The sequence below is a fragment of the Methylophaga lonarensis MPL genome, from assembly GCF_000349205.1.
GTDB lineage: Bacteria > Pseudomonadota > Gammaproteobacteria > Nitrosococcales > Methylophagaceae > Methylophaga > Methylophaga lonarensis.
Genome location: NZ_APHR01000027.1, coordinates 1 through 12,527 on the forward strand (window position 1 = coordinate 1; position 12,527 = coordinate 12,527).

General features: G+C 50.0%; 17 protein-coding genes. 11 read left to right on the forward strand and 6 right to left on the reverse strand.

The genetic code is table 11. From position 1 onward, the window contains the following. Nucleotides 1-48: 48 nt before the first annotated feature. Nucleotides 49-459 (reverse strand): DUF3465 domain-containing protein, encoded by a 411-nt coding sequence (locus tag MPL1_RS05295; RefSeq protein ID WP_009726093.1) that lies wholly within the window; start codon nucleotides 457-459, stop codon nucleotides 49-51. 337 nt (nucleotides 460-796) lie between these two features. On the opposite strand from MPL1_RS05295, the gene MPL1_RS05300 reads away from it, so the two are divergent. The 7 genes from MPL1_RS05300 to MPL1_RS05330 all read left to right on the forward strand — a co-directional run bounded on the left by MPL1_RS05300 (nucleotide 797) and on the right by MPL1_RS05330 (nucleotide 6,327). Further along, nucleotides 797-2,449 carry a nitrite/sulfite reductase gene (locus MPL1_RS05300; protein WP_009726094.1) on the forward strand — a complete coding sequence of 551 codons (1,653 nt, stop codon included), beginning with the start codon at nucleotides 797-799 and terminating at the stop codon, nucleotides 2,447-2,449. Then, a complete protein-coding gene (locus MPL1_RS05305; protein ID WP_009726095.1) occupies nucleotides 2,436-2,915 on the forward strand; it encodes a DUF934 domain-containing protein in 480 nt (159 codons plus the stop codon). The genes MPL1_RS05300 and MPL1_RS05305 overlap by 14 nt, the downstream gene beginning before the upstream one ends. An 11-nt stretch (nucleotides 2,916-2,926) precedes the next feature. Continuing rightward, nucleotides 2,927-3,793: a symmetrical bis(5'-nucleosyl)-tetraphosphatase gene (locus tag MPL1_RS05310; RefSeq protein WP_009726096.1), complete on the forward strand. Its 867-nt coding sequence runs from the start codon at nucleotides 2,927-2,929 to the stop codon at nucleotides 3,791-3,793. A gap of 73 nt (nucleotides 3,794-3,866) precedes the next feature. Then, entirely contained in the window at nucleotides 3,867-4,349 is a 483-nt protein-coding gene (ribH, locus tag MPL1_RS05315; RefSeq protein WP_009726097.1) for a 6,7-dimethyl-8-ribityllumazine synthase, read from the forward strand. Nucleotides 4,350-4,351: 2 nt separating this feature from the next. Continuing rightward, the gene (gene nusB, locus MPL1_RS05320) at nucleotides 4,352-4,804 is read left to right on the forward strand and encodes a transcription antitermination factor NusB (RefSeq protein WP_009726098.1); all 453 of its coding nucleotides are present in this window, start codon (nucleotides 4,352-4,354) and stop codon (nucleotides 4,802-4,804) included. Between the two features lie 82 nt (nucleotides 4,805-4,886). Beyond that, a complete protein-coding gene (gene thiL / locus MPL1_RS05325) occupies nucleotides 4,887-5,855 on the forward strand; it encodes a thiamine-phosphate kinase (RefSeq protein WP_009726099.1) in 969 nt (322 codons plus the stop codon). Beyond that, a complete protein-coding gene (locus tag MPL1_RS05330) occupies nucleotides 5,839-6,327 on the forward strand; it encodes a phosphatidylglycerophosphatase A family protein (RefSeq protein ID WP_009726100.1) in 489 nt (162 codons plus the stop codon). The genes thiL and MPL1_RS05330 overlap by 17 nt, the downstream gene beginning before the upstream one ends. Here the strand turns inward: MPL1_RS05330 and MPL1_RS05335 are convergent, their stop codons facing one another. The 5 genes from MPL1_RS05335 to moaB all read right to left on the reverse strand — a co-directional run bounded on the left by MPL1_RS05335 (nucleotide 6,328) and on the right by moaB (nucleotide 10,272). Further along, nucleotides 6,328-7,251 (reverse strand): carbohydrate kinase family protein, encoded by a 924-nt coding sequence (locus MPL1_RS05335; RefSeq protein ID WP_009726101.1) that lies wholly within the window; start codon nucleotides 7,249-7,251, stop codon nucleotides 6,328-6,330. A gap of 4 nt (nucleotides 7,252-7,255) precedes the next feature. Then, a complete protein-coding gene (rnd, locus tag MPL1_RS05340; RefSeq protein ID WP_009726102.1) occupies nucleotides 7,256-8,404 on the reverse strand; it encodes a ribonuclease D in 1,149 nt (382 codons plus the stop codon). Nucleotides 8,405-8,500: 96 nt separating this feature from the next. Continuing rightward, a complete protein-coding gene (locus MPL1_RS05345; protein WP_009726103.1) occupies nucleotides 8,501-9,400 on the reverse strand; it encodes an alpha/beta fold hydrolase in 900 nt (299 codons plus the stop codon). Between the two features lie 111 nt (nucleotides 9,401-9,511). Further along, complete coding sequence (locus MPL1_RS05350; protein ID WP_009726104.1) at nucleotides 9,512-9,760, reverse strand: glutaredoxin family protein; 249 nt, start codon at nucleotides 9,758-9,760, stop codon at nucleotides 9,512-9,514. Beyond that, nucleotides 9,757-10,272, reverse strand: a complete 516-nt coding sequence (moaB, locus tag MPL1_RS05355; RefSeq protein ID WP_009726105.1) for a molybdenum cofactor biosynthesis protein B — start codon at nucleotides 10,270-10,272, stop codon at nucleotides 9,757-9,759. The genes MPL1_RS05350 and moaB overlap by 4 nt, the downstream gene beginning before the upstream one ends. An 89-nt stretch (nucleotides 10,273-10,361) precedes the next feature. Between moaB and MPL1_RS05360 the strand changes: the two genes are divergently transcribed. The 4 genes from MPL1_RS05360 to rpsR all read left to right on the forward strand — a co-directional run bounded on the left by MPL1_RS05360 (nucleotide 10,362) and on the right by rpsR (nucleotide 12,487). Beyond that, complete coding sequence (locus tag MPL1_RS05360; protein WP_009726106.1) at nucleotides 10,362-11,048, forward strand: OmpA family protein; 687 nt, start codon at nucleotides 10,362-10,364, stop codon at nucleotides 11,046-11,048. Then, nucleotides 10,984-11,787, forward strand: a complete 804-nt coding sequence (gene rlmB, locus MPL1_RS05365) for a 23S rRNA (guanosine(2251)-2'-O)-methyltransferase RlmB (protein WP_083859206.1) — start codon at nucleotides 10,984-10,986, stop codon at nucleotides 11,785-11,787. Before MPL1_RS05360 ends, rlmB begins: the two co-directional genes overlap by 65 nt. A 107-nt stretch (nucleotides 11,788-11,894) precedes the next feature. After that, nucleotides 11,895-12,242: a 30S ribosomal protein S6 gene (gene rpsF / locus MPL1_RS05370; RefSeq protein WP_009726108.1), complete on the forward strand. Its 348-nt coding sequence runs from the start codon at nucleotides 11,895-11,897 to the stop codon at nucleotides 12,240-12,242. Nucleotides 12,243-12,259: 17 nt separating this feature from the next. Then, complete coding sequence (gene rpsR / locus MPL1_RS05375) at nucleotides 12,260-12,487, forward strand: 30S ribosomal protein S18 (RefSeq protein WP_009726109.1); 228 nt, start codon at nucleotides 12,260-12,262, stop codon at nucleotides 12,485-12,487. Nucleotides 12,488-12,527 lie beyond the last annotated feature (40 nt).

Genomic DNA, 12,527 nt, shown 5'->3' on the forward strand with positions numbered 1-12,527 from the left:
TCAGATTTTCTGTCATCGCTTATTGATACAGCTGACCTTGATGTCTGATCAGCCATGCGGGTGAATATTGGCCGGATCATGATGCGTCCAATGCACCACACCGCCTTCCTCGTTCCATTCATAACGTCCGTAAATACTCACACTGTCGCCAGTCTTGAGTGAGTCAATGCGCGGTGCAAGTTCGATATTGTGAGCAATTAGCAAGGTATGGCCGCTCTCCAGTTCAATCACAAAGCGCTGATGGCGGGGTCTGTCGGGCAGTAATCGAACGACGGTACCTTCTACCTGCAGTTGAACTCGACTTTGTTCATCGGCAAATAGTTGTTCGGCCGTCAGCGGAGCATCGAGTGATCGTGGCTGATCAAGTTGCGGCGGGTAGTAGTTGCCGATCAGCAATACAAATGCAAAGGCGATGATCAGCCAGATGCGTTGGGTTTGTCTTCGTGTCAGTTTAATCATGCTATCTGCCCTGTGATGAGCTTCTCCACTCTGTGTTTCTGCTTTGTCTGAATGCTTTTGTTCTGACCAATATTTGTGCGAGGGAGACTATGCCACATTTAAGCTGAACAAACACTGAAGCAGGTCAAGCTGCAGCTTGCGCGCCATACAGTCGCTGACAGGTAAAAATTGTCCCGTCTGTGAAAAGTTGGCAGGTGCTTGAATATCCGCTAACAGCTTGATATTGGTGGGCTGGATACTGTTTACCAGTATATTTATATAGCGATTGATGATTTCATGTTATTAACAGTCACCGTTATAATAGCTGGTCTAATTTATAGCGTTTCAGAGAGCTTCGATGTACCAATACGATGAGTACGATCAAACGATGATTGATCAGCGGGTTAAGCAGTACCGCGATCAAACGCGTCGTTTTCTGGCCGGTGAGCTGACAGAAGATCAGTTCCGTCCGTTACGGTTGATGAATGGTCTGTATATTCAGACCCATGCACCTATGTTACGCGTTGCCATTCCTTACGGCATGATGACCGCGACACAGGTCAGAATGATTGCGCATGTCGCACGTAAATACGACAAAAGTTTTGTCCACTTCACCACCCGCCAAAATTTTCAGATGAACTGGCCCAAGCTGGAAGATGTGCCGGATATTCTTGAAGCCTTGGCCAGTGTTCAGATGCATGCCATTCAAAGCAGTGGTAACTGCATTCGTAACGTGACATCAGATCAACTTGCAGGTGTGAATGCGAACGAGATTGAAGATCCACGTCCATGGGCAGAGATTGTCAGACAATGGTCAACCTTCCATCCCGAGTTTGCTTACTTACCACGTAAATTCAAAATTGCAGTGATTGGTAGCCCTGAAGACAGGGCGGCAACCAAGCTGCACGATATCGGGCTACACCTGGTTAAAAACCATGATGGTCAGGTCGGCTTTGAGGTGTTTGTTGGCGGTGGACTGGGACGAACTCCGGTCATCGGCGTGCAAATTCGTCCTTTCCTGGAAAAACAGGATCTGTTGTCTTACCTGGAAGCAATTTTACGTGTCTATAACCGTCTGGGTCGTCGCGACAACAAATACAAAGCACGGATCAAAATCACTGTTCGTGAGCATGGAATTAATCACATCCGCGAGCTGGTGGAAGCGGAGTGGGTGCAAATTCGTGAACAGTTAAAGCTGGATCAAAAAGAAATCGATCGGGTGAAGCAATATTTCACCGAGCCTGACTACGAGCTGGATGCAGAGCAAGACACCAGCTACAGCGAAATGCTTGGACAGGATGCGGCATTTGCGCGTTGGGCCAAGCAAAATACTGCAGATCATAAAGTGCCGGGCTACCGGGCAGTTTATGTATCACTGAAAAAGCCGGGTGTACCTCCCGGTGATATCACCTCGGATCAGCTTGAAGTACTGGCTGATTTGGCTGAGGAGTTCAGCTTTGCAGAAATTCGTTCTACCCATACTCAAAACCTGATTTTCACTGACGTTAAGCAGGCCGATTTATATGCCTTGTGGTTGAGGCTGGAAGCAGAAGGGCTGGCAACACCCAACATCAATACACTGACAGATATCATTTGCTGCCCAGGATTGGACTATTGTGGTTTGGCTAACGCAACCTCAATCCCGCTTTCATTGCAGATTTCAGAAAAATTTGATGATCTGGATTATCTGTATGACCTTGGCGATATCAAGATCAAATTCTCAGGTTGTATGAACGGCTGTGCTCATCAAAGTGTCGGTCATATCGGCATTTTGGGCGTCGATAAAAAAGGCGAGGAGTGGTATCAGTTTACGCTGGGTGGCAGCTCTGAAGCCGATGCCTCACTGGGTGAACGGCTTGGCCGGGCGATCCCTAAAGAAGACGTCGTCAAAACGGTTACGGAAATACTCGATGCCTATGTAGACCTTCGTCATCAGGACGAAGCATTCCTGGCAACTGTCAGACGTGTGGGGATAGAGCCATTCAAGGAGCGTGTATATGCTGATAATTAAAGACAGAGAAATCGTTGAAGACAACTGGGTTCACTTGTCGGATGACGATTCACTGATAGACGGCAACATCACGGTGACGCTGACGCGATGGCAGGAGCAACACGAGATATTGTCAAAACACGGTTCCGGCCTGGGTATTCGTTTGTCAGGCGATGATCCACTTGAAGAGCTGGTGCCGGATCTGCATCATTTTCAATTGGTGGTTTTGCTGTTTCCGGTCTTTACCGATGGTCGTTGTTACTCATATGCGCGCCTGCTTAGAGATCGCTACCACTTCAAAGGTGAAATCCGTGCCCAGGGTGATGTGTTGCGAGATCAACTGTTCAACATGTCGCAATGTGGCATCAACAGCTTTGAACTAGCCAAGCCAGAAACTGCTGAGCAGGCTCTGTCTGCCTTTGATGACTTCACCGAAAGTTATCAGGCGACGGTGTTGCGTCCAGAACCGCTTTATCGTCGACGTTGAGTTAGACGGCAGTGGCTGTTTTCGCCATTGGCGATGTTCAGGGATGTTATGACGTTCTGGTCAGATTACTGGAACGCATCGACTTCAGCCCAGAAAGCGATCAAATATGGCTGGCGGGTGATCTGGTCAACCGCGGACCCAATTCGGCTGATGTACTGCGCTTTTGCATGCGCTATCCAGCGTCAGTCAAAGTGGTGCTTGGTAACCACGATCTGCATCTGCTTGCCAACGCTGCCGGCGTTACTGAAAAGAAGCATCGCCTCGATACCTTGAACTCGGTGTTAACCGCCGAGGATAGTGAGGCGATGCTGAACTGGCTTCGTCATCAACCATTGTTTTATCACGATGCAGACTTACAGTTCAGCATGGTGCATGCCGGATTACCACCGGAATGGTCGATTCAGGATGCACTGGATCGAGCTGCCGAGGTTGAAACAGTGCTGCGTGGAGAGCGATGGCGAGAATTCTTCAAACACATGTATGGCAACAAACCCAAACGCTGGTCAGAGGATCTTGCTGGCTGGGATCGAATGAGATACATCACCAACTGCTTCACCCGCTTGCGTTATTGTCATGAAGATGGTCGCCTGGCGCTCAGGTTCAAAGGGGCACCTGCCGATCGGCCAGCCAAACAAAAGCCCTGGTTTGCCATGCCTAATCGACGTAGCGAAAATGACCGAATTGTCTTTGGTCATTGGTCCATGTTGGGTACTGGGCAGTATGGCAATGTCTTTTCACTGGATAGCGGAGCCGTCTGGGGCGATGAATTGACGGCTGTCAGAATTGATCAGCAGCCTTATCAGTGGTTTACCGTTGAGGCCGGGCGTCAGGCACAAGACATTAAACAGCCGGTGCGCTTTTTTCAGCGCTGGCTGTAACAGGCTGTTAGGCAATAAAATTTAAACAAAGTACAATAATTCTCTTTTCTCGTATTCCTGGATCTCTGACAAGATGAGCAATATCAAAACATTCTCTGGTGATTACTCTGCAAAAAACATGAAAATCGCCATTGTAGCGGGACGTTTCAACGACTTTGTTGTAGAAAGTCTTATCTCTGGTGCGGTTGATTGTCTGTTGCGCCATGGTGGCAGCGAGAGTGATATTGAAATCGCCAGAGTACCCGGCGCGGTTGAAATTCCACTCGCTGTTCAACGTATGGGCCGTACCGGCAAGTACGACGCAATTATTGCCTTGGGAGCCGTCATTCGTGGTGGTACTCCTCATTTTGACTATGTCGCCGGTGAATGTTCGAAAGGACTGGGTCAATTGACATTGCAGCTTGATATCCCGGTTTCATTTGGTGTGCTGACAGTCGACACCATCGAACAAGCTATTGAGCGTGCGGGCACCAAAGCTGGAAATAAAGGTGCTGAGGCGGCAATGGGTACCATGGAGATGGTAAACGTGCTGCGTCACATTGAGACAGCGAAATAATCATGGCGGCAGGCTTACCCAGAACTCAGGCCAGACGTGCAGCTGTTCAGGCATTGTATCAGTCACTTGTGAATGATCAACGCCCTGAACCATCAGCATTAGAGTTTGTGACTGCAGAATATGCTGATCGCATCGACAAGAATTATTTCAATGACTTGGTAGCTGGTGTTCTCAATGAGATGTCTAAGATTGATGAAGCCTTGTCCTTTGCGGTTGATCGTGAATTGACAGCTATTGATCCGGTTGAAGCATCTGTTCTGAGACTTGCGGTCTATGAGTTTCTGGCCAAACCGGAGATTCCATACAGAGTCGTTCTTAATGAAGCGGTAGAGCTCGCCAAATCATTTGGTGGTGAGCAGGGACACAAATATGTCAACGGTGTGCTTGACAAGGTTGGCTCAAAACTTCGGCCAGCTGAGTATCAGACTGCCAAGGCTGCCCGCAATCGAAAATAGTGCTTGCGCCAAGCCAGCAAATTGTTACCCGGATAATGAATACTCTCCGGATCATTGATAGACGGCAAATACGGATTTTACTTTGGCGGCAAACGAGTTCTCACTCATCCAGACCTATTTTGCACATTTGACCAGCGGCCGTGCCGATGTGGTCAAAGGTATCGGTGATGATTGTGCCTTACTGAGAGGACCCGCGACACAGCTGCTGGCGGTATCTATCGATACACTAGTGGAGGGGGTACACTTCTTTGCCGATGTTGAGCCTTTCCGTCTGGGCTATAAAAGTCTGGCGGTTGGGCTAAGTGATTTAGCCGCCATGGGTGCGGAACCGGCCTGGTTTACGCTGGCGTTGACACTGCCAGAAAATAATACTGCCTGGCTTGAATCATTTACCGCCGGTCTTGCTGAATTGGCAAAAAAACACAATGTGCAGCTGGTGGGTGGTGATACTACTCGCGGCCCATTGACCATCAGCATTCAGGTACACGGCCATGTGCCTGAAGCCGCAGCCTTGCGGCGAGATACGGCCAGAGCAGGTGACAAAATATGCGTCACGGGCACACTGGGTGATGCCGGTGCCGCACTTAATAGCCGATTAACAGGCCTCAGCCTGCAAGCACTGAGCGCAGATCAACAAGCATACCTGTGGTCACGACTGGAATTGCCGACACCTCGCAACATCACTGGAAAAATGCTCAGACATCGTGCCCATGCTGCGATTGATATTTCAGATGGTCTATTGGCTGACCTTGGCCATATCCTTGAGGCCAGCAAACTTGGTGCAATGCTCAATATTGATAGCTTGCCGATGTCAGAGGCGTTAAAGCAGCTTCCGCGTACTACCGCGATAAGCCTGGCACTGACTGCAGGTGATGACTACGAACTCTGTTTCACAGTGCCTGCCGATAGACTCCATGAACTGCTTGAAACCGATGTTGAAGTGACCTGTATCGGCGAGATTACCTCAGTGCCGGGATTGGTGCTGGTTGATCATACTGGTAGAGTGGTTGAACCTCCGTCAACAAGTATTGGATATGACCACTTCAAGTAATAAACCTGACTTCCGGCAACTGCTCAAACGTCCCGCCTGTTTTGCTGCTTTGGGTTTTGGGGCTGGCCTGTCTCCAAAAGCACCAGGAACGGCCGGGACTGTGGTCGCTATTCCGATTTATCTATTGCTCCAGCCTTTGTCTGTGTTCTGGTATTTACTGGCAACGCTTGCCGCATTTGTGATTGGCATCTGGTTATGTCAGCAGGCGGTCAACTGGTTGCAACAAGAAGATCCATCTGCGGTCGTCTGGGATGAGATTGTCGGTTATCTGGTCACCATGATCATGGCACCACAGGGCTGGCAATGGGTAATCGCCGGTTTTGTGTTATTCCGGCTGTTTGATATTTGGAAACCGTGGCCGGTCAAACTGGCAGATCAGCAGGTTCACGGTGGTTTCGGCATCATGCTTGATGATGTGATTGCGGCAATCTATGCCGCAATCTGTTTGCAATTACTCTACTTCCTGCTCTGATTATTTAAACGCTGCCTTGAATCTTGTTTGGAAGCTGGAGAGATCGAAATGGTGGTTCTGCGTGCCATATTGCTCAATTTTTATCGCGCCGAGCAATGAAGCGATGCGTCCGGTTTCTTCCCAGGTTTTGCCGTGCATGATGCCATGCAGTAAACCGGCCCGGTAAGCATCACCACAGCCGGTCGGGTCCTTGATCTCCGCAGCCTGGGCGCATGGAATGTCAATACGTTTGTTTTCAGTATAGATACAGGAGCCTTTGCTGCCACGAGTAATAATCAGTGCCTCAACATGGCGGGCAATATCGTGGGGCGACAGGCCAGTCTTGTTCTGGAACATCTGTGCTTCATAGTCATTGAGCGCGATAAAACTGGCCTGTTTAACAAACTGCATCAGCTCATCACCATCGAACATCGGCAAACCCTGACCAGGATCGAAAATGAAAGGGATATTCGCTTGATGAAATTGCTGGGAGTGCTGAATCATGCCATCGCGGCCATCAGGGGCAATGATTCCCAGGCTAATGTGTTCGGCATCGGCAATAGTGTTTTCATGGGCATGACTCATTGCGCCTGGATGAAAGGCCGTGATCTGGTTATCGTCGATATCGGTCGTGATGAATGCCTGCGCGGTGTATGTTTCATCAATCACTCTGACATGTCGGCGATTGATGCCATGCTTGTCCATCCATTCGGCATAACTGGCAAAGTCGCGGCCAACAGTCCCCATCGGTACAGGGTCGTCTCCGAGTAGTTTGAGGTTGTAGGCAATATTGCCGGCACAACCACCAAACTCACGTCGTAATTCCGGCACCATAAAGGCGACGTTCAACATATGCACCTTGTCAGGCAGAATGTGATTTTTAAAGTGATCGGGGAATACCATAATGGTGTCGAAGGCAAAAGAGCCGCAGATGAGTGCAGACATGGCGCTATCCTTGTTCGATAAGAATGTGTTGATGGTCAGCCATGAGTTTGAGCTTACCATTGAGAAAATCAGTCAGATAATGGCCGACAACCTCGTTGCGCCAGCCTTGTTGTAACGGCAAATCGTCTTCACCTCGCACCAGACGTTCAATGTCTTTGCGACTGGCAATGGCAGAAGGTGTGACCGAACATTCGTCTGAATATTTACGCAGTAGCGCCATCAGTGCGTCAATCAGCGCTTCTTGTTGATTGGTCAGCGGGACCGGTTTTTTCATTATCGGCCACTCCGCTTCCGGAGTTTCGATTGCCTTGGCAATCTGCTGCAAGATTTCTGTGCCATCTCGTTCGATATCTCTGGCTTCGTATCCCCGGATGCGTGACAGTTTCTCCATACTGGTCGGCATGAATCTCGCCAGATCGAGCATGATTTCATCTTTGATAATCCAGCGCCGTGGCCGATTACGCTGAATAGCCTGTTGCTCACGCCAGATGGCCAGTTTTTCAAGTACTGCCAGTTGTATGCCTTTGAGCTTGCCTGCACCTCGAATCTTACGCCAGATAAATGCCGGATCTGACTGATAGGTTTCGCTGCGTGACAATGCGGAAAAATCTTCTTCGAGCCAGGTAAGCCTGGCTTGCTTTGTCAGTGACTCAAGCATTATCAGGTATATGTCACGCAAGTAACGAACATCGTCAGCGGCATACTCGAGTTGAGCGTCTGACAGCGGCCGTTGTTTCCAGTCTGTCCGGGAGTGAGCCTTGTCTAAATCGACGTCCAGCAGCGTTTTTACCATGCTGGCATAACCGGTCTGGTCACCATAACCAAGCATGGTGGCGGCCAATTGCGTATCAAAAATCTTTTGAGGCAGTTCACCTCGCAGCATATAGAGCAGTTCGAGATCCTGCCGAGCGGCATGAAACACCAGAGTTGTGTCCGGGTGATAAAACAGATCAAGCAGCGGATCCAGATTTGACAGTGCTAACGGATCTACGCAGGCAATTACCGATTCATTGGCGACCTGGATCAGACACAGCTGCGGGTAGTATGTTTTTTCTCTGAGAAACTCGGTGTCTACGGCTAGCCATTGACTGCCAGCGAGTTGTGCACATAACTCATCCAGTTGCGCTGGCTGGTCTACAAATAAAACGGTCATTCGGGATTCCGACAAAATAACGCATTATAACCAAAGCACAGGTGGCACCGCTTGGCGATACCTCGGATGCGCCATCAGCATTCACTAGTCAATGACTTACTGAACTGCGGATGTCTCTCGTATTCTGGCCAGTTCAATGACCTGGCTGATGGCATCGACAATAATCTCAGGTTGCTGTTGCGGTATGGCATGTCCGCTTTTGTGCGCAAAAATGTGTCTGCTGAGCGGCGACAAGCGGGTCAAATCCTGCTGGAGTCGGGTCCAGATTTTCTCGCGTTGCGCGGCAGCTTCATTACCCATCCAATCAGATCGCCCGCGGCTGATAACAATGAGAGGAATGCTGGGAATCACTGCATTCTGTTGTACTTGTGTGGCGCTTTGATGCATGGCGGTGATTTCCGCCACTGAGGCGCGGTAGGCACGTTCTCTTAACATGACATGCTTGTCTGCGTGATAATCGATCTCACTGCTTTTTTGCAGAATCAACACATTGGAGCCGCGTCCAGGGTTCTGGGGCAGTTTGATTTCAAGCTGCTCATGCTGACGCTCATGTGATGAATCCACCAGAATCATGCCTGCAATATCGTCTGGATTATTGGCGGCGAACAGACGGACGTTATAGCCGCCAAAAGAGTGGCCCACCATTACGTACGGAGGTGGGATGTCAGCATTTTTCAGTAATACCTCAAGCTCCGAGACGATACGGGAACTGTCTCTGGGGCGGGGGCCAAAGTCACTCCATCCATAACCAGGCCGATCAAACACGCACACTTTGCTGGTACTGGCAGCGGCAACCTGCACAGGTAACCAGTCTGTGGAGTCATCCCCCAGTCCGACGTCGATGATAACCGTGGGCGCACCTTCGCCTTTGCAATGAATATGCAGTTTGTAGCCACCGACATCATGGCGTTCCCCAGGCATTGGCGGAAATGCAAAAGCGCTACCTGACAGGCTGACGGCCAAAGCAAAAAAAACAGAATTAATGGAAAAGGACATGGCGACTCCACGATACCCATGATGTCCCAATGAGATTGTGTTGCAAGCAACAAAGTTCCGTTGGTTGCAGCCAGCATTTGATGAACTAAGTTTCTGAATTTAATTTGCTTATTAGACTCTGGCGTCCATATTCAGAAATGCCAATATGGCGTCTTCGTCAAAGGGCCAATTGAGTTCATGACCCTTACCGCTGCGCAGTACCGGGATTCGGATTCCATATTGTTCGACCAGCTGGTCGTTGTCACCAATCTCAACCAGCTCCAGCTGATAGTCTGGGCTCAATCCGGCGTTATGTATTGTCTGTTCAGCCAGTTCGCAGAGATGGCAACCTGCAGTGGTGAATAATTGCAGTTTGATCATTTTTCGCGCAATCGAGGCATCAAATCAACAAAGTTGCAGGGTTTGTGGCGAGCATCCAGTTGATGGATCAAAATTTCATCCCATGCGGTCATACAAGCACCAGATGAGCCAGGCAAACAAAAAATAAAAGTGCCGTTGGCGACACCGGCCACTGCTCTGGATTGAATGGTGGAAGTGCGAATCGTTGAGTATGAAATCTGCCTGAACAATTCACCAAAACCTTCAATGGTTTTATCAAACAAGACGCTGATAGCTTCCGGTGTGCCATCTCGTCCGGTCATGCCTGTGCCACCGGTGGTAATGATGGCCTGAATGTTTTCGTCGGCGATCCATCGCGAAACGATGGCGCGAATGGCATATATGTCATCCCGAACGATGGCTTGTTCAGCGAGAAGATGACCGGAGGCGAGCAGGCGCTCGCGCAACAGGGCGCCAGATTTGTCGTCAGCCGCGCTGCGCGTGTCAGAAACTGTCAAAACTGCAATATTGACGGGAATGAATTCAGCTTGCATCGGAGGATCCGTTTAAGTGCGGGCATTCAGTATAGTCAGCGAGGGATTGTCGGTCTAGAATTCATACTGTCACGAAAGGAGAGACGACAATGAAAAAAATAATAAGTGTAAGTGCGTTGACTGTTTTACTGACAGCCTGTGCCGCAGATGATCCGAACAAACGCATGAAAACCGGGGCAGCCGTGGGGGCCGCTGCAGGTGCAGCAGCCGGATATGCCGTTGATCGAGGCACCGGTGGCGCTCTTGTCGGCGCAGCGGTTGGAGCATTAGCCGGCGGTGCGGTTGGTCGGTATATGGACAACCAACAGCGTGAAATGGAAGCCATACTGGCAGAGCAGGAAACTCAGCATGCTATCGAACTGCAACGAATGGAAGATGAGTCTCTGAAGATTAACGTTTCAAACGAAATATCTTTTGATTTCGATAGCGCCGCGCTGAAGCCAGCCTTTATGCCGACTCTGGAAAATGTTGCGGGTGTCTTGCAGCGCTACCCAAGAACAGTGATTCATGTCGTAGGACATACCGACAGCATCGGCTCAGACAGTTACAATATGCAGCTTTCGCAGCGCCGAGCTCAGTCTGTGGCCGATTATTTTTCAGGTCAGGGCGTCACCCAGGATCGACTGGTTGTGACCGGGCGAGGCAAGACCGAACCGCGCGCAAGCAACGATACCGAGGCTGGACGTCAGCTGAATCGCCGAGTGGAGATATATGTCAAACCGATCATCGAAGGACAGGAAAGCGAAGCCTACCAAACGCCGCGCAGTTACCAGTGACAACAGCAATCTGATATACGGCCTGCACGCAGTGCAGGCCGCACTTGATGCGCCATCCAGCCGGGTCATTGAAGTGTGGCTGGCGGATGCGCGGCATGATCAGCGAGTCAAAGCAATCGCTGAGTCAGCAGACAGACTGGGTTTAAAAACACATGCTGTTGAACGCGAGCAGCTGGACGAACTACTGCCTGACAAAATACATCAGGGCTGTATTGCTCGCTGTAAGCCACTCGAAGCCTTGGGAGAAATTGAGCTGGGCATGTTGCTTGATGATCTTGAGCAGCAACCGCTATTGCTGATTTTGGATGGCGTTCAGGACCCACACAATCTCGGCGCTTGTTTGCGAACAGCAGAAGCAGCTGGTGCACATGCAGTGATTGCACCCAAGGATAGAGCTTCAGGTCTGACGGCAACTGCGATCAAGATATCCAGTGGATCTGCCGAGCGATTGCCATTTTTTCAGGTGACCAATCTGGCCCGAGTGTTACGCGAGCTTCAGCAGCGTGGAATATGGATCATCGGTACTTCCGGGGAGAGTGAGCAATCGCTGTACCAGTCCGGATTGACCGGACCGGTCGCAATTGTACTGGGCGCAGAAGGTAAAGGTATCCGCCGGCTGACCCGAGAGCATTGTGACGAAGTGGTGTTTATTCCAATGCAAGGACAGACCGAGAGTCTCAATGTTTCTGTCGCGGCCGGTGTCTGTTTGTATGAAGCCTATCGTCAGCGTCTCTTGTGACGATCAGTATATATAAAGTAGAATGCTCGATTGCCTGAGATAAGCTTGGGCAAAAACTCCTTGCTTTCCGGAAGCCCGGAAAGCTGATTAAACCGTGAGGAGCTCTAATGAGACATTACGAAATCGTGTTTCTGGTCCACCCTGACCAGAGCGAACAAGTGCCTGCCATGATCGAGCGTTATACCCAAACGCTGACCAGCAACGGTGGCACTATTCACCGTCTGGAAGACTGGGGTCGTCGCCAACTGGCTTACCCTATCAACAAGGTTCACAAAGCGCATTACGTGCTGATGAACGTTGAATGTGACGTTGCCCAGCTGAACGAAGTTACCACTGCGTTCCGCTACAACGATGCGGTTATCCGTCATCTGGTTGTCAACGCTGACGAAGCTGTTACCGAGCCATCACCAATGATGCGCAAAGACGAAGACAGCAGACCTGCGCAAGCCAACTAAAATCTAGGAGAATTCACATGGCACGTTTTTTCAGACGTAGAAAGTTTTGCCGTTTCACCGCTGAAGGTGTGAAACAAATCGATTACAAAGATGTAAACCTGCTCAAGAACTACATCACCGAAACGGGCAAAATCGTGCCCAGCCGCATCACAGGCACCAAGGCGCGTTACCAGCGTCAACTGTCTACCTGTGTCAAGCGCGCACGGTTCCTGGCGCTGATTCCTTACTGCGATATGCACAAGTAAGAATCACGGTTCCTGACATAGCCTAAGCAAGAAACACCAA